The following is a 19,280-nucleotide window of genomic DNA, read 5'->3' on the forward strand; positions in this document are numbered from 1 at the left end:
TTTCTGATCCATGGGCAAATCGCTGGTCATTGTGGAATCCCCGGCTAAGGCCAAGACCATCAACAAGTATCTGGGCAACCAATACGTGGTGAAGTCGAGTATCGGCCATATCCGAGACCTGCCCACCAGCGGTTCGGCTAGCGCCACGAAAGAACCGGTGAAGCGTGGCAAGGCCGCGGCCGCCGAGGCACCTGCCTTGTCGCCCAAGGAAAAGGCGCGCAAGCAACTGGTGGCGCGCATGGGCGTCGACCCGGAGCACGGCTGGAAAGCCCAGTACGAGATCCTTCCCGGCAAGGAGAAGGTGATCGAGGAGCTGCGCCGGCTCGCCAAGGATGCTGACACCATCTATCTCGCAACCGACTTGGACCGCGAGGGGGAAGCCATTGCCTGGCACCTGCGCGAAGCCATCGGTGGGGATGACAGCCGCTACAAGCGCGTGGTGTTCAACGAAATCACCAAGAAGGCCATCCAGGAGGCTTTCTCGACGCCGGGCGAACTCGATATCGACCGGGTCAACGCCCAGCAGGCGCGTCGCTTCCTCGACCGCGTGGTGGGTTACATGGTCTCGCCGCTGCTATGGGCCAAGATCGCCCGTGGTTTGTCTGCCGGCCGTGTGCAGTCGGTTGCGGTGAAGCTGGTGGTGGAGCGTGAGCGCGAGATCCGCGCCTTCAACCCCGAAGAGTACTGGGAGATCCACGCTGACCTGGGCACCGCGAAGAACGCGAAGGTGCGGTTCGAAGTGGCACGCGAGAAGGGCGAGGCGTTCAAGCCGCTCAACGAAGCCACCGCCATGGCGGCCCTGGAGAAACTCAAGGCGTCCACCTACAGCATCGTCAAGCGTGAAGACAAACCGACCAGCAGCAAGCCGTCGGCACCGTTCATCACCTCGACCCTGCAGCAGGCCGCGAGCAACCGGCTGGGCTTCGGTGTGAAGAAGACCATGATGATGGCCCAGCGCTTGTACGAAGCCGGCTACATCACCTACATGCGTACCGACTCCACCAACCTGTCTACCGATGCGGTGGACATGGCGCGCAGCTACATCGAGAAAGAATTCGGCAAGCAATACCTGCCGCCGGCGCCCATGGTGTACGGCAGCAAGGAGGGCGCCCAGGAGGCGCACGAAGCCATTCGTCCGTCCGACGTCAATACCCACCCGACCAAGCTGGCCGGCATGGAGCGTGACGCCGAGCGCCTGTACGAGTTGATCTGGCGCCAGTTCCTGGCCTGCCAGATGCCGCCTGCGCAATACCTGTCGACCACGGTTACCGTGGCCGCCGGCGACTTCGAGCTGCGCGCCAAGGGCCGTATCCTCAAGTTCGACGGTTACACCCGTGTCATGCCGCAAATGGCCAAGCCAGGCGATGATGACGTTCTGCCGGAAATGGACCAGGGCGAAGTCCTCAAGCTGATCGAGCTGGACCCTACCCAGCACTTCACCAAGCCGCCGGCCCGTTACTCGGAAGCCAGCCTGGTAAAAGAGATGGAAAAACGCGGTATCGGTCGCCCGTCGACCTATGCAGCCATCATCTCCACCATCCAGGATCGCGGCTACGTGGCCCTGCACAACCGTCGTTTCTACTCCGAGAAGATGGGTGACATCGTCACCGAACGCCTTTCGGAGAGCTTCTCGAACCTCATGGACTATGGCTTCACCGCCGGCATGGAAGAGAACCTCGACGACGTGGCCCAGGGTGAGCGCGACTGGAAGAACGTGCTGGATGAGTTCTACGGCGACTTCAAGAACAAGCTGGAAGTGGCCGGCTCGGCCGACAGCGGCATGCGTGCCAACCAGCCGACGCCGACCGACATCACCTGCCGCGAATGCGGCCGGCACATGATGATCCGTACGGCATCCACCGGTGTTTTCCTGGGCTGCTCGGGTTACAGCCTGCCGCCGAAAGAACGCTGCAAGGCCACCATCAACCTGGTGCCGGGCGACGAGATCGCCGCCGACGACGAGGGTGAATCCGAGTCGCTGGTACTGCGTGGCAAGCACCGCTGCCCGATCTGCGCGACCGCCATGGACGCTTACCTGCTGGATGAGAAGCGCAAGCTGCACATCTGCGGTAACAACCCGGACTGCGTGGGTTACGAGATCGAGGAAGGCAACTACCGCATCAAGGGCTATGAAGGCCCTAGCCTGGAGTGCGACAAGTGCGGCAGCGAGATGCAGCTCAAGACTGGCCGTTTCGGCAAGTTCTTCGGGTGCACCAACCCTGACTGCAAGAACACCCGCAAGCTGCTGAAGAGTGGCGAGGCGGCGCCGCCGAAGATGGACGCGGTGAAGATGCCTGAGCTCAAGTGCGAGAAGGTCAACGACACCTACGTGCTGCGTGACGGTGCCTCGGGCTTGTTCCTGGCCGCCAGCCAGTTCCCGAAAAACCGGGAGACCCGTGCGCCGCTGGTGATCGAGATCATCCCGCACAAGGACGAGATCGATCCCAAGTACCACTTCCTCTGCGAAGCCCCGAAGAAAGACCCTGACGGCCGCCCCGCAGTGATTCGCTACAGCCGCAAGACCAAGGAGCAGTACGTGCAGACCGAAGTCGAGGGCAAACCGACCGGCTGGCGCGCGTTCTACGAAGGCGACAGCTGGAAGGTCGAGGACAAGCGGGCCAAGGAAAAAGAGCCTGCCTGATTCATCGCCCACAAAAAAACCGCGCTTCGGCGCGGTTTTTTTTGCCTGCGCTTGCTGGTCTTTGTGGGACCGGGCGAAGCCCGGGAAGCAGCCGGGGAAGCGTGCGCCAATGATTTGCCTTGCAGCAAGCGGCTGCCATCGCGGAAACTGTTCGTCTGCCCGAACCCCGTCTTTCCCGGAGGGTGCCCCCATGGCCCACGAACTCTATACCCGTACCAATCAGAAAATCTATTTTGCCGGCTTGTCCCTCGAGGCCTTGGGCAAGGCCGAGCAAGGTCAGGCAATGAATGCCATGGCGCGTATCCAGGCCGAGCGCGAATCGGCGCTGTTTCACCTGTATGGCGCCCTGCTGGGGTTGTGCCATGAGATCGCCGGCTTCTACCGTTTGCCCCAGGCGGCTACCCCGCGTGCCGAAGAGCTGTTGACCCGCGAAGTGCTGGCCCAGATTGCCATTCCCGAAATGGCCGAACTGGTAGAACTGGCCCAGGCCCCCGGTACTTGGGTACATGAACTCCTCGCCGCCCATGCGGCGCTGCACCGCCCGCCCCAGGCCCCCAAAGTGGCCAAGGGCGATGTCACTCAGCCACTGATCGTGGCGGTCAACCTCGATGCCCCTGATGAGCCCGAGGAACTGACTCGCGAGGTGCTTGAGGGCTGGCGTCAGCAGCTCAAGAGCCTGGCGGTTCGTTACCGTGATGGCCTCAGTGAGTGCTGATTGCGTCAACCGCTGCTACAATGGCGCCCTCACGTGGAGAACCCCTTTTTATGCCAACGTCCTTTCTTGAAATTGTCGAGTTGCCTGACGGCCGAATTGAATTGCGCCGTGCCGAGGATGAAGGCTCGCTCGTGACCTTGAACTTCTCCGAAGACGCCAAGGCATTCCTGCAGGGACAGCATGTTGAGGTCGCCAAGGCCATGCTCAGCGTCGGCGTGCAGATGGCCGGCAAAATGGTCGAAGGCGAGATCGAAAAAGAAGAAGGCCCGCGCGTTCTGCATTGATCGCTTGCAGGCGCCCCTGTCAGCCCGGTCTGGCAGGGATATCACGCGGCCACGTCCGTTGCTTGCTTGCGTGCGAGCTGTGTAATCGGCCGCCGGGTATCAGGCCATGCGGATGTTCAGGCTCTGGGCATCACCGATACGTGCGGCTGCGATCAACTGCTGACGAGCGCTGGCAGGCAGTGGATTGACCCAACTCACCACGGTGTGGCTGCGGCCCAGGCGCAGGGCTTCGCCGGCCAGTTGCAGGGCCGTCTGGTTGCCGCCTGGTTGCAGGATCAGGATGCGCTCGCGGTTGAGCCCTGCGTCCCGAAGCCAGGCCTGGGTCAGGCTGGCGGGCGGGGCGATCAGGGTCAGCCAGCGCGCATCCAGGTCTTCGCTGAGTTCGCGCAGCATCGGTGCCAGCAGGTTCAGGCAGTTCCCGGCAGCGCCACGCAATGACACTTCACTGAAGGCTTCGGGCTGTGGGGCCGTCCAGGGCACTTCGCTTGCGTGGGTGAACAGCGGCGCGACAGGTTGGGCCATGAAGGCCTCGAACAAGGACAGTTGAGCCGGTTGCATCGGTTGTGGGAACTGCATGTAGCCTCCTTTATCGGCGTATGACGCCGACGCTCAAGCCTTCGATGACCAGGTCCTGGTCCTTGAGGTTGACTTCGATGGGTGCGAACTCGGGGTTTTCCGCCAGCAGGAATACCTTGCTGCCTTCGCGCTTGAAGCGCTTGACGGTGACCTCGTCGCCGATGCGCGCCACCACGATCTGGCCGTTGCGGGCCTCGCGGCAGGTGTGCACGGCCAGCAGGTCACCGTCGAAGATGCCGACGTCCTTCATGCTCATGCCGTGCACGCGCAGCAGGTAGTCGGCCCGGGGGTGGAAGAAGGTGGGGTTGATGTTGCAGGATTCCTCGATGTGCTGCTGGGCCAGGATGGGGGCACCGGCAGCAACCCGGCCGATGATGGGCAGGGTGGATTCGTCGGCCTTGGCCTCGAAACCAGGAATGCGGATGCCGCGGGACGCGCCCGGGGTCATCTCGATGGCCCCCTTGCGCGCCAGCGCCTTGAGGTGTTCTTCAGCGGCGTTCGGCGACTTGAAACCCAGTTCCTGGGCGATTTCCGCACGGGTGGGCGGAAAGCCGTTGTCGTCGAGGCAGCGCTTGATGAAAGCCAGGATCTCGGCTTGGCGTGGCGTCAGTTTCAGCATGTCGATCGCTCTGTCTTTTTATACAGTGACTGGGATTATATACAGTATGCGGGGCTTGGCAATCCTGCTTTTGTTGCCGCTCGTCCCCCGGGTGTTCGGCGCCGTCCAGCGGCCAAGCGATACGCGCGGGCCAAAGGCCATTGCTGTGTGGTTAAATACGTGACCGGCCAGGCATAAAGCGCCCGCCCAGGCTTGACAGGTACATGGGTTGAAACGTATGTTTCAAACAGGTGTTTGTCAGGTGGAAATAGAATGGCCCAGTCGGAAACCGTTGAACGCATACTCGACGCTGCCGAGCAGTTGTTCGCGGAAAAAGGTTTTGCCGAAACCTCGTTGCGGCTGATCACCAGCAAGGCCGGGGTCAACCTGGCGGCGGTGAATTATCATTTCGGTTCAAAGAAGGCCTTGATCCAGGCAGTGTTCTCGCGCTTTCTGGGGCCTTTCTGCATCAGCCTCGAGCGTGAGCTCGAGCGGCGCCAGGCGCGCCCCGAGCACAAGGCCAACCTGGAAGAGCTGCTGGAAATCCTGGTGGAGCAAGCCATGGTGGTGCAGCCGCGCAGCGGCAACGACCTGTCTATCTTCATGCGCCTGTTGGGTTTGGCCTTCAGCCAGAGCCAGGGCCACCTGCGCCGCTATCTGGAAGACATGTACGGCAAGGTATTCCGCCGCTACATGCTGCTGGTCAACGAGGCCGCGCCGCGCATCCCGCCGCTGGAGCTGTTCTGGCGCGTGCATTTCATGTTGGGGGCGGCAGCGTTCAGCATGTCCGGTATCAAGGCCCTGCGGGCCATCGCCGAGACCGATTTCGGCATCGACACCTCCATCGAGCAGGTCATGCGCCTGATGGTGCCGTTCCTCGCCGCTGGCATGCGTGCCGACAGTGGCGTCACCGACGATGCCATGGCCGCGGCGCAGTTGCGTCCGCGCAGCAAGTCCACGGCGCCAGCGCTGGCCAAGGCCTGATACAAATGGCGATGGGCGCCGCAGGCCGCTTGGGCTAAGCTAGCGGCCCATGCTTACTCCGAATCCGCCGCGCTGCCCAGGCGCCGGCTATTTCCCGTTACCGATGCCACTCCGTGAGGCTCTGAGCCTGGCGGGGCGGCGTGTGTGCACCCGCGAATCAAGGACTACCTCATGACTTCCCGCCTTCAAGGCTCGTTGATGGTCGATATCGCCGGCACCTGGCTGACCGCCGAGGACCGTCACCTGTTGCGCCAGCCTGAAGTGGCCGGCCTGATCATCTTTGCCCGCAACATCGAGCATGCCCGTCAGGTGCGCGAATTGACGGCCTCGATCCGCGCCATTCGCCCGGACCTGATTCTGGCCGTGGACCAGGAGGGCGGCCGCGTGCAGCGCCTGCGCCAGGGCTTCGTGCGCCTGCCCGCCATGCGTGCGCTGGCTGACAACCCCAACGCCGAACACCTGGCCGAGCAATGCGGCTGGATCATGGCCACCGAAGTGCTGGCCGTGGGCCTGGACCTGAGCTTCGCCCCGGTACTGGACCTGGACCACCAGCGCAGCGCGGTGGTGGGCAGCCGTGCGTTCGAGGGCAACCCCGAGCGCGCCACGGCCCTGGCCGGTGCGTTCATCAAGGGCATGAATGCGGCGGGCATGGCAGCCTGTGGCAAGCATTTCCCCGGCCACGGCTGGGCCGAGGCCGACTCCCACGTCGCCATTCCCACCGATGAGCGCAGCCTGGAGCAGATCCGCGCCCTGGACCTGGTGCCGTTCGCCCGCTTGAGCAAGCAGTTGGCGGCGGTGATGCCGGCCCACGTCATCTACCCGCAGGTCGACAGCCAGCCGGCCGGGTTCTCCCGGCGCTGGCTGCAGGACATCCTGCGCGGCGAACTGGGTTTCGACGGGGTAATCTTCAGCGACGATTTGTCCATGGCCGGGGCGCACGTGGTCGGAGATGCCGCCAGCCGTATCGAGGCGGCGTTGAGCGCTGGCTGCGACATGGGCCTGGTGTGCAACGACCGCGCCGCGGCCGAGCTGGCCCTCAGTGCCGCGCAGCGCTTGCAGGTGACGCCTTCGCCGCGTATCGCTGGCATGCGTGGCCAGGCCTTCAGCAACGTCGAATACCGTCAGCACCCGCGTTGGCTGGAAGCCGTGGGTGCCCTGCGCGATGCCCAGTTGATCGACTGATGAGGCGCGGCGCCTGCTCCCCGGCGGGCGCCCTGTCCCGCAGGGGAGGCTGGGCCTTTGCCTAGCGCTTACGCGGCTTGCGGCCCGGCAACGGCTCGAACAGGGCGTCGATGTCCTCGGGCGCAAGCTTCCAGTCTCCGGCCTCGCGGCCATCGAGAATGCCCGCCGCCAAAGCCGATTTCTCCAGTTGCAGGTGCTGGATCTTTTCTTCCACCGTGCCCCGGGTAATCAGCTTGTACACAAACACCGGCTTTTCCTGGCCAATGCGGTACGCACGGTCCGTGGCCTGGTGTTCGGCCGCCGGGTTCCACCACGGGTCGTAGTGGATCACCGTGTCGGCGGCCGTCAGGTTCAGGCCCACGCCACCCGCCTTGAGGCTGATGAGGAAGATCTGCACCTTGCCCTTCTGGAAGTCCTGCACTGGCACGCGGCGGTTCTTGGTGGCGCCGGTCAGCAGGGCATAGTCGATGCCGCGCTGTTGCAGTTCCTGCTCGATCAGCCCGAGCATGGAGGTGAATTGCGAGAACAGCAGGATGCGGCGTTTTTCCAGCAGCAATTCCTCGATGATCTCCATCAGGCTGGCAAGCTTGCCCGAACTGCCGCCACGGCTTGGCGGCGTGGCGCTGTTGACCAGGCGCAGGTCACAGCACACCTGGCGTAGCTTGAGCAGGGCTTCGAGGATGATGATCTGGCTGCGCGCCACGCCCTTGCGGTTGATCTCTTCGCGCACCTTCTTGTCCATGGCCAGGCGCACGGTTTCGTACACGTCGCGTTGGGCTTCGTTGAGTTCCACCCAGTGGGTGATCTCGGTCTTGGCCGGCAGTTCGGTGGCTACCTGTTCCTTCGTGCGGCGCAGCAGGAACGGCTTGATGCGCGCGTTGAGGTGCTGCAGGCGTTCCTGGTCGCCATGCTTCTCGATAGGCACCCGGTAGTCGCGGTTGAACGCTCTGGCGTCGCCCAGCCAGCCTGGCAGCAGGAAGTGGAACAGCGACCACAGCTCGCCCAGGTGGTTTTCCAGCGGCGTGCCGCTCAGGCACAGGCGCTGGCGTGCGTTGAGCTGGCGCGCCGCCTGGGCAGCCTTGCTGCCTGGGGTCTTGATGTACTGCGCTTCGTCGAGGATCAGCACATGCAGGGGTACCTTGGCCAGCGCGTCGAGGTCCTTGGGCAGCAGGGCATAGGTGGTCAGCAGCAGGTCGTAATCGAACAGGTGGTCGAAGTGTTTCTTGCGCGCGGCGCCGTGCAGGGCCGCCACCCGCAGGGTCGGCGCGAAGCGCTGGGCTTCGTCCTGCCAGTTGGGGATCAGGCTGGTGGGCATCACCACCATGGCGGGGCGGTCCAGGCGCCCGGCGTTCTTCTCGCACAGCAGATGCGCCAGGGTCTGAAGGGTCTTGCCCAGGCCCATGTCGTCAGCGAGGATGCCCCCGACTTCGAGCTCGCGCATGGCCTGCATCCAGCTCAGGCCCTCGGCCTGGTAGGGGCGCAACGTGGCGGCCAGGTCGGCCGGTGGCGGCGTGGGCTGGGTGCGTATGTCGCGCAGGCGTTCGGCAAAACCACGCAGGCGCTCGCCACCTTCCCAGCTCAGCGGCAGCTCCTTGAGGGCATTGAGCCGCGTGGCGTCCGGGGTCGGCAGGCGCAGGCGGGTCTCGCTGGGCTCGTCACGCAGGTAGAAATCGCCCAGGGTCGAGAGCACCGGCTTCAGCCGGCCATAGGGCAGCGCCACCTGCATCAGCTTGGGCTTGTTGTGCGCCTGGGGGCTGTGGATAGGTACCAGGATCTGCTCGTCATCACGACGCCTGGCCAGTTGGGCCGGGTTGAGCAGTTCAGGGTGGGTGCGCAGCAGGTTGAGCAGGATCGGCAGCAGGCTCAGGCGTTCGCCATTGATGACGATGCCCAGTTCCAGGTCGAACCAGTCGCGGTCCGGCGCCTCGTCCACTATCGCGTACCAGTCGTCCACGGGCGTCAGGTCGAAGGCGAAGTCATCCGAATACTCGATTTCCCAGCCTTGCTCGCGCAGCATCGGCAGGTCGTTGAGTACAAAGCGCAGCCAGGCGCTGTCACTGGGCAGTTCGAATATGTCGCCGGCGCTTTCCGGCAGCGCCTTGCTCTGCCGGGTAGCGATGCGAAACCCCAGCGCCTGCAGGGTTTCGCGCAGGGCTTTTTCGCTCAGTGGCTGGCGGGCGACAGGCGACTCGTGGTGGGGGCGGGCGCTTGACACATAGTGACCGGCGTAGCCATACGCCAGCGCCGCCCGGTGCTGGATGTGCCGCTGCATGCGGCCGTTGCGCGGCTCGAAAGCGCTGAACTCGACGCTGCCCAGCCACAAGCGTGGCCGGGGCTCGAGGTGTTCCATCAGGTGTTCGGACATTTAGCTGGCAGACACCTTGTTCATAACCATCGTGCTCATGAGGCTTTCGGCGCCAGGCGTTCGAACAGCGCTTCCAGGGTATTGAAGCGCTCGTCGGCACGTTCCATCGGCACCATGAATTTGAACAGCGTGGCGCCTTCGAATTTGTAGCGGTTGGGCTGGCCCTGAATCAGTTTGATCAATACCAGCGGGTCCACCGGTGTTTCGGCGGCGAACTCGATACGCCCGCCTTGCGGGCCGGCATCGACCTTCTTGATGCCCAGGGTCTCGGCCTGCAGCTTGAGCAGCGTCAAGCGCACCAGGTTCTTGGTTGGCTCGGGCAGCAGGCCGAAGCGGTCGATCATTTCCACCTGCAGGTCCTTGAGGCCATCTTCGTCCACCGCCGAAGCGATGCGCTTGTACAGGATCAGCCGGGCGTGCACGTCGGGCAGGTAGTCTTCGGGGATCAGCGCCGGCAGGCGCAGGTTGATCTCCGGGCCGCCGCCCAGCGGCTGGTCGAGGTTGGGCTGTTCGCCCTTGCGAATGGCCTTCACGGCCCGTTCGAGCATTTCCATGTACAAGGTGAAGCCCACGGCCTGGATCTGGCCGCTCTGGCCTTCGCCCAGCAACTCGCCGGCGCCACGGATTTCCAGGTCGTTGGTGGCCAGCACGAAGCCTGCCCCCAGGTCCTGGGTGTTGGCGATGGCCTCCAGGCGCTTTTCGGCGTCCGGGGTAATCTGCTGGCGGGGCGGGGTCAGCAGGTAGGCGTAGGCCTGGTGGTGGCTGCGCCCCACGCGGCCACGCAACTGGTGCAACTGCGCCAGGCCGAACTTGTCGGCACGTTCGATGATGATGGTGTTGGCGCTGGGCACGTCGATGCCGGTCTCGATGATGGTCGAGGCGATCAGCACGTTGAAGCGCTTGTGGTAGAAGTCGCTCATCACCTGTTCGAGTTCGCGTTCGCGCATCTGCCCGTGGCCGATGCCGATGCGGGCCTCGGGCACCAGTTCGGCGAGGTCGGCGGCGCACTTCTCGATGGTCTTCACGTCGTTGTGCAGGTAGTACACCTGGCCACCACGCAATAGTTCACGCAGCAGGGCCTCCTTCACGGTGCTCTTGTTCTGCTCCATGACGAAGGTGCGCACCGACAGGCGCCGGGCGGGCGGGGTGGCGATGATGGACAGGTCGCGCATGCCCGACACGGCCATGTTCAAGGTGCGCGGGATAGGCGTGGCGGTCAGTGTAAGGATGTCCACCTCGCTGCGCAGGTTCTTGAGCTGCTCTTTCTGGCGCACGCCAAAACGGTGTTCTTCGTCGATGATCACCAGGCCCAGGTTCTTGACCTTGACGTCGTCCTGCAGCAGCTTGTGGGTGCCGATGACGATATCGATCTTGCCGTCGGCCAACTCGTCCACCGCGGCGCTGACTTCCTTTGCCGACTTGAAGCGGCTCATCACCTCGACCCGCACGGGCCAGTCGGCGAAGCGGTCGCGGAAGCTGTTGTAGTGCTGTTGGGCAAGCAGGGTGGTGGGCACCAGGATGGCCACCTGGCGGCCGCCGTGCACGGCGATGAACGCCGCGCGCATGGCCACCTCGGTCTTGCCGAAGCCGACGTCGCCGCACACCAGGCGGTCCATGGGCTTGGGCGCGAGCATGTCCTCGCGCACCGCCTCGATGGCCGATTGCTGGTCGGGCGTTTCCTCGAACGGAAAGCCGGCACTGAAGGTGGCGTAATCCACGGTCGGGTCGGCGAAGGCGTAGCCTTTGCGTGCCGCGCGCCGGGCGTAGATGTCCAGCAGTTCGGCGGCCACGTCGCGGACCTGTTCGGCGGCCTTGCGCTTGGCTTTCTGCCAGGTTTCCGAACCCAGGCGGTGCAGGGGCGCCAGGGCGTCGTCACTGCCGGTGTAGCGGGCGATCAGGTGCAGGTTGGCCACCGGCACGTAGAGCTTGGCGTTCTCGGCGTATTCCAGGGTGAGGAATTCAGCCACCTGGTTGTCGATTTCCAGCGTGGCCAGGCCCAGGTAGCGACCCACGCCGTGGTCGATGTGCACCACCGGCGCGCCTTCGCGCAGTTCGGTGAGGTTCTTGATCACCGCGTCGTTGTTGGCATCGGTACGCTTTTCACGGCGCCGGCGCTGCATCACGCGCTGGCCGAACAGCGGGCTTTCGGCGATCAGTGCCAGTGCCGGGTCGTCCAGCACCAGGCCTTCGTCCAGCGGGGCGATGGTGATGGCCAGGCGGTGTTTGCCGGTGGCGAAGTCGGTCCAGCTGTCCAAGGTCTTGGGTTGCAGTTTCAGGCGGCCCAGCAGTTCCAGCAGTACCTCGCGGCGGCCGGCCGACTCAGCGGTGAACAGCACGCGGCCGGGGAACTGGTCGAGGAAATTCGACAGCGCCGCCAGCGGCTGGTTGGCCTTGGCTTCGATGGCCAGGTTGGGCAGCGGCTGTGCCGGGAAACGATCTCGGCCCACGCCCGGCTCGATGTCGGCCTGGCTGGCGACCACGCGCGGCCATTGCTTGAGCCGCGCGAAGCAGTCTTCCACCGGCAGGAACAGTTCGGCAGGCGGCAGCAGCGGCCGCTGCTTGTCGATGCGGCGCTCTTCGTAGCGGTTGCGCACGTCGTTCCAGAAGTTCTCCGCGGCCTGTTCGATGCCTGGCAGCGAGAACACCTGGGTGTCCTGGGGCAGGTAGTCGAACAGTGTCGAGGTTTCCTCGAAGAACAGCGGCAGGTAGTACTCGATACCGGCGGGGGTGATACCACTGCTCAGGTCCTGGAAGATCGGCGTGCGGCGGAAGTCCACGTCGAAGCGTTCGCGAAAGCGCGCCTTGAAGCGGGTGACGGCCTCCTTCTGCAGGGGGAATTCCCGTGCGGGCAGCAGGCGCACCGAGTCGACCTTGTCGATGGAGCGCTGGGTCTCCGGGTCGAAGGTGCGCAGGGTCTCGATTTCGTCATCGAACAGGTCGATGCGGTAGGGCAGCTTGCTGCCCATGGGGAACAGGTCGATCAGCGCGCCGCGCACGGTGAACTCGCCGTGCTCGTACACCGTGTCCACGTAGCGGTAGCCACTGGCTTCCAGGCGCGTGCGCATCTGCTCCACGTCGAGCTTCTGGCCCACGTCCAGCACCAGGCTGCTGCCGAGAAGAAACTGGGTCGGCGCCAATCTGTGTAGGGCTGTGGTGATAGGCACTACCAGAACGCCGTGGTCCAGCTCCGGCAGGCGGTACAGGCTGGAAATGCGCTGGGAAATGATGTCCTGGTGCGGCGAGAACAGGTCGTACGGCAGGGTTTCCCAGTCGGGAAAATGCAGCACGGGCAGTTGCGGCGCGAAAAAGCGCAGCTCCTGTTCCAGGCGGTCGGCACTCTGGCTGTCGGCCGTGAGCAGCAGGGTGAAGCGCCGGGCGGCGCTGGCTGCCTCGGCGATGGCCAGGCTCAGGGCGGCCCCAGGCAGGTTGCCCCAGGTGTGTTTCCCCGCGGTGGGGGACAGTAGCGGAAGACGCAGGACAGGCACGGGAGGTCGAGCTCCAAGCGTTGCGACAAAGACAACGATTGTACCGGCACCGGGCCGGGCTGTCAGTTTCGACCGCACGAAAACGAAACCTTGGCGCAAAAGCCCGGTCCATGAGCCTGTGTCGACAGGCGCTCATTGCTCCCGGCAACGCCCGAAGTCATAATGTAGCCCCTTTTTTCAGTCCCTACATGTGGAAGGTTCCCGTGACTCAGAAGCCCGACCAGTGTCTTGGTGAATGGATCGATCGTGAAGCGCTCGCCGAGGCGATGATTCCGCTGATCGGTCAGCTCTACCGCAATAACAACGTGGTGAGCTCGATCTATGGCCGCAGCCTGATCAACCGTTCCGTCATTCAGATCCTCAAGGCCCACCGTTTTGCCCGGCATCGCCAGGCCGACGTCGTTGAACTGTCTGTCCACGAGACGTTCCCCCTGCTCAAGGCCATGAGCGAGCTGAAACTGGGCGCCGCTTCGGTGGACCTGGGCAAGCTGGCGGTCAAGTTCAAGGAGGAGGGCAACGGCCGTACTGCCGAGCAGTTCGTGCGTGAAGAAATGGCCGACATCGTGGGCCAGCAGAACGCTTCCCCGCGCAAGGGCAAGGACGTGGTGCTGTATGGTTTCGGTCGCATCGGCCGCCTGCTGGCGCGCATCCTGATCGAGAAGACCGGTGGCGGCGACGGCCTGCGCCTGCGGGCCATCGTGGTGCGCAAGGGTGCCGAGAACGACCTGGTCAAACGCGCCAGCCTGCTGCGTCGCGACTCGGTGCACGGCCCGTTCGATGGCACCATCACCATCGATGAAGCCAACAGCACGATCACCGCCAACGGCAACCTGATCCAGGTGATCTACGCCAAGAACCCGACCGAGGTGGACTACACCCAGTACGGCATCAACGACGCACTGCTGGTGGACAACACCGGTGTGTGGCGTGACGCCGAGGGCCTGGGCCAGCACCTGACCTGCCCGGGTATCGACCGCGTGATCCTGACCGCACCGGGCAAAGGCAAGCTGAAGAATATCGTCCACGGTATCAACCACGGCGAAATCACCGCGGACGACAAGATCGTCTCGGCAGCTTCCTGCACCACCAACGCCATCGTGCCGGTGCTCAAGGCCGTCAACGACCAGTACGGCATCGCCAATGGTCACGTCGAAACGGTTCACTCGTACACCAACGACCAGAACCTGATCGACAACTTCCACAAGGGTTCGCGTCGTGGCCGCAGCGCCGCGCTGAACATGGTGATCACCGAGACCGGCGCCGCCACCGCTGCCGCCAAGGCCCTGCCTGAGCTGGCCGGCAAGCTGACCGGCAACGCCATTCGCGTACCGACGCCGAACGTGTCGATGGCCATCCTGAACCTGAACCTGGAAAAAGCCACCACTCGCGAAGAACTCAACGAGTACCTGCGCCAGATAGCCATGCACTCGGACCTGCACAAGCAGATCGACTACGTGAACTCCCAGGAAGTGGTATCGACCGACTTCGTCGGCTCGCGCCACGCCGGTGTGGTCGACGCCGAAGCCACCATCTGCAATGACAACCGCGCTGTGCTGTACGTCTGGTACGACAACGAGTTCGGTTACAGCTGCCAGGTGGTACGCGTGATGGAAGACATGGCCGGTGTGAACCCACCTGCGTTTCCGCGCTAAGCTTCAGTCCGTGAAATGAGAAAGCCCCGGCAGAGATGCCGGGGCTTTTTTGTGCGTGCGGCGAGCGCCTGTGCCTGCCCTCAGGCCCGCGCGGCCTGCGCGGTGCGCAACGCATGTTTGTTGCCATGGAACAGCACCAGCGTGGCGATCAAGCCCAACACCGCCGCGCCACTGAGCCAGATGCCCGGTGCCGCCTTGTTGTCCAGCACGTGAATCAGGTAGGTGCAGGCCGCCGGGGTAAAGCCGCCAAAAGTGGCCGTCGCCAGGCTGTAGGCGAGGGAGAAACCGGTGGTGCGCACTTCCACCGGCATGATCTCGGTGAGCGCCACCACCATGGCGCCGTTGTACGAACCGTACAGGAACGACAGCCATAATTCGACCATCAGCAGCCGCTCGAAGCTCGGCGCCTGGACCATCCAGCTCAGCGCCGGGTAAGCGGTGAGAATGGCCAGTATGGTTGCGGCCAGCAACAGCGGTTTGCGGCCGATACGGTCGGAAACCGCCCCCATCACCGGCAGCCAGATGAAGTTGGAAATCCCGATCAGCACCGTGACCAGCAGGGCGTCGAAGTCCGACAGGTGCAGCTCGGCCTTGCCGAAGGTGGGGGTGTAGGCGGTGATCAGGTAGAACGACACGGTGGTCATCACTACCAGGGCCATGCCGGCGATCACCAGGCCAAAGTTCTGGCCGATCGAGCGAATGACCTCCTTGAGGCTGGGACGGTGTTTGCGCGCCTGGAATTCCGGGGTTTCCTCCAGTGAGCGGCGAATCAGGAAGATCGCGGGCACGATCATGCAGCCCACCAGGAACGGTACGCGCCAGCCCCAGTCACCCATCTGTTCCGGGCTCAGCCAATGGTTCAGGGCCACGCCCAGCAAGCCGGCGAACACCACGGCCGCCTGCTGGCTGGCCGATTGCCAACTGACGAAGAAGCCCTTGCGCCCGGGGGTGGAAATTTCCGCCAGGTACACGGACACACCGCCCAATTCGACGCCGGCCGAGAACCCTTGCAGCAGGCGCCCCAGCAACACCAGCAGCGGCGCGACCACGCCCAGGGTGGCGTAACCGGGGACGAAGGCGATCAGCAGGGTGCCCATGGCCATCATCGCCAGTGTCACGATCAACCCTTGTCGGCGGCCATGGCGGTCGATGTAGGCACCCAGGAAAATCGCCCCCAGCGGGCGCATCAGGAAGCCGGCGCCGAAGGTAGCCAGCGATAGCATCAGCGAGGCAAAAGCGTTGTCGGAAGGAAAGAAGGTCTTGGCGATGGCGGTGGCATAAAAGCCATACACCATGAAGTCGAACATCTCCAGAAAGTTGCCGCTGACAACGCGAAATATCGCTTTGCCCTTGCCTGTATTCGAGGCCATGGGAATGCACTCACTCAGATTGTTGTAATGGGGGGCCGTGAAGAGCCTTCTTTAGTGGGGGGCTGTTCAGGCATCGGCCGATCGGGCGGCAGAATTTTGTAACAATATGTATGAGTGTAGGATCTGGCAATGATTTTGCCTGCTGGGTGTAACGTTTCAGCTTGAGCCTCACGGTGTCCCCGAGTGCAGAAGTGACACCCGAAGGTTGTCAGAAAGGCCCCTGGGTGCCAGCCAGATATTCAGGTACAAACGGGCCAAGTCATTGTCTTTGCTGGTAAAAAATACCTGCCCGTTACGCTCCACGCTGAGCCCTCGCGCGGCCTGGTAGACAAGGGCATAACGGTCACCTGCATGGATGTCGGTGAAGGCCTGGTGAAGGCGATCGATTTCGCCCTGGGCCGCCAGCAGTTGCCCAGGGTTTGCCTGGCGCTCCAGGGTGCGGTTGGCAGCCTTGATCACGTCGCGGCGGTCAATGTCATGGAAATAGAACAGTTCAAGGCGTTGGTCGCTCAACCGGTCCACGGCCTGTTGTGGGGGCACCCCCGCCTCGGCATAGAAGGCGGCAGCGTAGACATCGACGAATAGGTAATTGAGCACTGCCTGGTTTTTGCGCTCCAATGTCGGCGCCTGGCCCCACTGGGGGGCGAAGTTGGCTTCACGCAAACGATCGGCTGTATTGCCCAAGGCCAGCGAACAGAAGAAGAGCAGAAGCAACAGCGGCTTGTGGCGCATAATGGCGTCTTCCTCGAATGTCTGTCTCAAGGTTAAGTCAAAATTCGCCTTTTCACGCGCCATGCCCGTCCTTTTATTCTGCTCAACCTGATGACCGCCCTGGCGGGCTGCAGCGGTGGCGACCCGGTGGAATCATTCAGCGGCCCGACCATGGGCAGCCGTTACAGCGTGCAGTACGTGCCCAGCGCGCAGACGCCTCAGCCGCGCCAGGTGCAGGCGGAAGTGGAAACCATCCTCGGGGAACTGGACCAGCAACTGTCGCTGTACCGGAGCGACTCCGAGGTGCGCCGTTTCAACGAATTGCCCGCCGATAGCTGCCGGGTGATGCCGCCGGCGGTGCTGGCCCTGGTGCAGTACGGCCAGTCGCTCTCCAGCGCCAGCGAGGGTGCCTATGACCAGACCGTGGGGCCGCTGATGGACCTGTGGGGCTTTGGCCCGGGTAGCCGTCAGCAGCAGGTGCCGCGCCCGGCCGTGCTGGCCTTGACCCGTCAGCGCGTAGGTTACCGCCACCTTCGCATCGACGGCAACCAACTGTGCAAGGACGCCGCGGTAGCGGTGGACCTCAACAGCGTGGCGGCCGGGTATGCGGTGGAGCGCATTGGCGCGCGCCTGCAGGCCATGGGGGTGGGCAGCTACCTGGCCGAGGCGACCGGCGAGCTCAAGGCGGTGGGCCGCAAGCCCGATGGCAGTGCCTGGCAAGTCAGCGTCCAGGCCCCGCGCGCTGACAACACCCACGCCAGCCGAGTGCTGGGCATTGACGGTTATGGTGTGGCCACCTCCGCGGAGCACACCCATTACTTTGTCCATGAAGGGCGGCGTTATTCCCATCTGCTGGATGCCCGCACGGGCGCGCCCATCAGCCATGACCTGGCGTCGGTGACGGTGATTCATCCTTCGGCCTTGTCGGCCGATGGCTTGTCTACGCTGCTGATGATATTGGGGCCGGAGCAGGGGTGGGATTACGCCCAGGGGCATGACATCGCCGCGCTGTTCGTGCGCCGTGATGGCGAGGTGTTGTCCAGCCGCGGAACGCCGGCGTTCGAGCGCATGGCTGGGGCCAATGTGCCGGGCAAGTGAGGCCAGGGCGGTTCACTCGTTGGCCATTTCCCGCACCGCTTCCACCTTTGCCATTGACGCCAACCCCCAGAGATCAATAGCCTTTGACGCGACCAAGGGTTAATGTTCGCGGCGTTCACGCTTCTATAGACTGCATCCCCGAGTTTTCGATGCCGCGGCGCGGCATGTTGAGCCGGAGGTACCAGAGTGGTGTCTCGGCCTGTTCTGAAGGAGTACGCATGGCTGTCTACAACTATGATGTAGTGGTGTTGGGTTCCGGGCCCGCCGGTGAGGGCGCGGCAATGAACGCCGCGAAGGCAGGGCGCAAGGTGGCGATGGTCGATAGCCGTCGCCAGGTCGGCGGCAACTGCACCCACCTGGGCACCATCCCGTCCAAGGCCCTGCGTCACTCGGTCAAGCAGATCATCCAGTTCAACACCAACCCCATGTTCCGGGCCATTGGCGAACCGCGCTGGTTTTCGTTCCCGGACGTGCTGAAAAGCGCCGAGCAGGTCATCGCCAAGCAAGTGGCCTCGCGCACCACCTATTATTCGCGCAACCGGGTCGACGTGTTCTTCGGCACCGGCAGCTTCTCCGACGAGCAGACCGTGGAAGTCATCTGTGCCAACGGTGCGCAGGAAAAACTGGTGGCCAAGCAGGTCATCATCGCCACCGGTTCGCGCCCCTATCGCCCGGCCGACATCGACTTCCACCACCCGCGTATCTACGACAGCGACACGATCCTCAGCCTCACCCACACCCCGCGCAAGTTGATCATCTACGGCGCCGGGGTCATCGGCTGCGAATACGCCTCGATCTTCAGCGGCCTGGGCGTGCTGGTGGAGCTGGTGGATAACCGCGAGCAACTGCTGAGCTTCCTGGACTCGGAAATTTCCCAAGGCTTGAGCTACCACTTCAGCAACAACAACGTGATGGTTCGCCATAACGAGGAATACGAGAAGGTCGAAGGCCTGGAAAACGGCGTGATCCTGCACCTCAAGTCGGGCAAGAAGATCAAGGCCGACGCCTTGCTGTGGTGCAACGGCCGTACCGGCAACACCGACCGCCTGGGGCTCGAGAACATCGGTATCAAGGTCAATGGCCGTGGCCAGATCACGGTCGACGAAGCCTACCGCACCAGCGTGCCGACCATTTATGGCGCGGGCGATGTGATCGGCTGGCCGAGCCTGGCCAGCGCCGCCTATGACCAGGGCCGTTCGGCTGCGGGCAGCGTGGTGGACAATGGCAGCTGGCGCTACGTGAACGACGTGCCGACCGGCATCTACACCATTCCCGAGATCAGCTCCATCGGCAAGACCGAGGCCGAGCTGACCCAGGCCAAGGTGCCATACGAAGTGGGCAAGGCCTTCTTCAAGGGCATGGCGCGCGCACAGATTTCCGGCGAGCCGGTAGGCATGCTGAAGATCCTGTTCCACCGCGAAACCCTGGAAATCCTCGGCGTGCATTGCTTCGGCGACCAGGCCTCGGAGATCGTGCACATCGGCCAGGCCATCATGAGCCAGCCCGGTGAGCTCAATACCCTGAAGTATTTCGTCAACACCACCTTCAACTACCCGACCATGGCCGAAGCCTATCGGGTAGCGGCGTATGACGGCCTCAACCGGCTTTTTTGAGCGGCT

At 63.6% G+C, this 19,280-nt stretch carries 14 protein-coding genes; 8 read left to right on the forward strand and 6 right to left on the reverse strand.

The genetic code is table 11. The features are described 5' to 3' along the window. Nucleotides 1-10: 10 nt before the first annotated feature. From topA to QBK88_RS19765, 3 genes are all read left to right on the forward strand, one after another. Entirely contained in the window at nt 11-2,641 is a 2,631-nt protein-coding gene (gene topA, locus QBK88_RS19755) for a type I DNA topoisomerase (protein ID WP_277963357.1), read from the forward strand. Nucleotides 2,642-2,831: 190 nt separating this feature from the next. After that, the gene (locus QBK88_RS19760; RefSeq protein WP_277963358.1) at nt 2,832-3,356 is read left to right on the forward strand and encodes a DUF6586 family protein; all 525 of its coding nucleotides are present in this window, start codon (nt 2,832-2,834) and stop codon (nt 3,354-3,356) included. Nucleotides 3,357-3,406: 50 nt separating this feature from the next. After that, the gene (locus tag QBK88_RS19765) at nt 3,407-3,640 is read left to right on the forward strand and encodes a hypothetical protein (RefSeq protein ID WP_158157978.1); all 234 of its coding nucleotides are present in this window, start codon (nt 3,407-3,409) and stop codon (nt 3,638-3,640) included. A gap of 99 nt (nt 3,641-3,739) precedes the next feature. On the opposite strand, the gene sulA is transcribed toward QBK88_RS19765, so the two are convergent. Both sulA and lexA read right to left on the reverse strand, forming a co-directional pair. Further along, nucleotides 3,740-4,216, reverse strand: a complete 477-nt coding sequence (gene sulA, locus QBK88_RS19770) for an SOS-induced cell division inhibitor SulA (protein ID WP_277963359.1) — start codon at nt 4,214-4,216, stop codon at nt 3,740-3,742. A gap of 10 nt (nt 4,217-4,226) precedes the next feature. Continuing rightward, nucleotides 4,227-4,835: a transcriptional repressor LexA gene (lexA, locus tag QBK88_RS19775; RefSeq protein WP_008368403.1), complete on the reverse strand. Its 609-nt coding sequence runs from the start codon at nt 4,833-4,835 to the stop codon at nt 4,227-4,229. A 252-nt stretch (nt 4,836-5,087) separates the two neighbouring features. On the opposite strand from lexA, the gene QBK88_RS19780 reads away from it, so the two are divergent. Together QBK88_RS19780 and nagZ are read left to right on the forward strand one after the other, a co-directional pair. Further along, nucleotides 5,088-5,798 (forward strand): TetR/AcrR family transcriptional regulator, encoded by a 711-nt coding sequence (locus QBK88_RS19780; protein ID WP_277963360.1) that lies wholly within the window; start codon nt 5,088-5,090, stop codon nt 5,796-5,798. A gap of 171 nt (nt 5,799-5,969) precedes the next feature. Beyond that, nucleotides 5,970-6,980: a beta-N-acetylhexosaminidase gene (gene nagZ, locus QBK88_RS19785; RefSeq protein ID WP_277963361.1), complete on the forward strand. Its 1,011-nt coding sequence runs from the start codon at nt 5,970-5,972 to the stop codon at nt 6,978-6,980. Nucleotides 6,981-7,041: 61 nt separating this feature from the next. On the opposite strand, the gene QBK88_RS19790 is transcribed toward nagZ, so the two are convergent. Continuing rightward, a complete protein-coding gene (locus QBK88_RS19790; protein ID WP_277963362.1) occupies nt 7,042-9,345 on the reverse strand; it encodes a DEAD/DEAH box helicase in 2,304 nt (767 codons plus the stop codon). A 35-nt stretch (nt 9,346-9,380) separates the two neighbouring features. Beyond that, nucleotides 9,381-12,830, reverse strand: coding sequence for a transcription-repair coupling factor (gene mfd, locus QBK88_RS19795; protein WP_277963363.1), 3,450 nt, complete (start codon nt 12,828-12,830; stop codon nt 9,381-9,383). 188 nt (nt 12,831-13,018) lie between these two features. Here mfd and QBK88_RS19800 point away from each other — a divergent pair, with 188 nt between their 5' ends. Continuing rightward, nucleotides 13,019-14,482 carry a glyceraldehyde-3-phosphate dehydrogenase gene (locus tag QBK88_RS19800; RefSeq protein ID WP_268150553.1) on the forward strand — a complete coding sequence of 488 codons (1,464 nt, stop codon included), beginning with the start codon at nt 13,019-13,021 and terminating at the stop codon, nt 14,480-14,482. A gap of 80 nt (nt 14,483-14,562) precedes the next feature. On the opposite strand, the gene QBK88_RS19805 is transcribed toward QBK88_RS19800, so the two are convergent. Together QBK88_RS19805 and QBK88_RS19810 are read right to left on the reverse strand one after the other, a co-directional pair. After that, nucleotides 14,563-15,852 carry an MFS transporter gene (locus tag QBK88_RS19805; protein ID WP_268150555.1) on the reverse strand — a complete coding sequence of 430 codons (1,290 nt, stop codon included), beginning with the start codon at nt 15,850-15,852 and terminating at the stop codon, nt 14,563-14,565. A gap of 168 nt (nt 15,853-16,020) precedes the next feature. Then, complete coding sequence (locus QBK88_RS19810) at nt 16,021-16,647, reverse strand: chalcone isomerase family protein (RefSeq protein WP_445764968.1); 627 nt, start codon at nt 16,645-16,647, stop codon at nt 16,021-16,023. Between the two features lie 27 nt (nt 16,648-16,674). Between QBK88_RS19810 and QBK88_RS19815 the strand changes: the two genes are divergently transcribed. Then, complete coding sequence (locus QBK88_RS19815) at nt 16,675-17,661, forward strand: FAD:protein FMN transferase (RefSeq protein ID WP_277963364.1); 987 nt, start codon at nt 16,675-16,677, stop codon at nt 17,659-17,661. Between the two features lie 218 nt (nt 17,662-17,879). Continuing rightward, nucleotides 17,880-19,274, forward strand: a complete 1,395-nt coding sequence (gene sthA / locus QBK88_RS19820) for a Si-specific NAD(P)(+) transhydrogenase (RefSeq protein WP_268150559.1) — start codon at nt 17,880-17,882, stop codon at nt 19,272-19,274. Nucleotides 19,275-19,280 lie beyond the last annotated feature (6 nt).

It is taken from the genome of Pseudomonas sp. RIT-To-2, assembly GCF_029623465.1.
Lineage (GTDB): Bacteria > Pseudomonadota > Gammaproteobacteria > Pseudomonadales > Pseudomonadaceae > Aquipseudomonas > Aquipseudomonas silvicola.

Bases quoted from the DNA above. Each gene is read 5' to 3' on its own strand.
- nagZ (WP_277963361.1), top strand. From the start codon at position 5,970: ATGACTTCCCGCCTTCAAGGCTCGTTGATGGTCGATATCGCCGGCACC.
- QBK88_RS19760 (WP_277963358.1), top strand. From the start codon at position 2,832: ATGGCCCACGAACTCTATACCCGTACCAATCAGAAAATCTATTTTGCC.
- lexA (WP_008368403.1), bottom strand. From the start codon at position 4,835: ATGCTGAAACTGACGCCACGCCAAGCCGAGATCCTGGCTTTCATCAAG.
- QBK88_RS19810 (WP_445764968.1), bottom strand. From the start codon at position 16,647: ATGGCGCGTGAAAAGGCGAATTTTGACTTAACCTTGAGACAGACATTC.
- sthA (WP_268150559.1), top strand. From the start codon at position 17,880: ATGGCTGTCTACAACTATGATGTAGTGGTGTTGGGTTCCGGGCCCGCC.
- topA (WP_277963357.1), top strand. From the start codon at position 11: ATGGGCAAATCGCTGGTCATTGTGGAATCCCCGGCTAAGGCCAAGACC.
- QBK88_RS19805 (WP_268150555.1), bottom strand. From the start codon at position 15,852: ATGGCCTCGAATACAGGCAAGGGCAAAGCGATATTTCGCGTTGTCAGC.
- QBK88_RS19815 (WP_277963364.1), top strand. From the start codon at position 16,675: ATGACCGCCCTGGCGGGCTGCAGCGGTGGCGACCCGGTGGAATCATTC.
- sulA (WP_277963359.1), bottom strand. From the start codon at position 4,216: ATGCAGTTCCCACAACCGATGCAACCGGCTCAACTGTCCTTGTTCGAG.
- QBK88_RS19765 (WP_158157978.1), top strand. From the start codon at position 3,407: ATGCCAACGTCCTTTCTTGAAATTGTCGAGTTGCCTGACGGCCGAATT.
- QBK88_RS19790 (WP_277963362.1), bottom strand. From the start codon at position 9,345: ATGTCCGAACACCTGATGGAACACCTCGAGCCCCGGCCACGCTTGTGG.
- QBK88_RS19780 (WP_277963360.1), top strand. From the start codon at position 5,088: ATGGCCCAGTCGGAAACCGTTGAACGCATACTCGACGCTGCCGAGCAG.
- QBK88_RS19800 (WP_268150553.1), top strand. From the start codon at position 13,019: ATGTGGAAGGTTCCCGTGACTCAGAAGCCCGACCAGTGTCTTGGTGAA.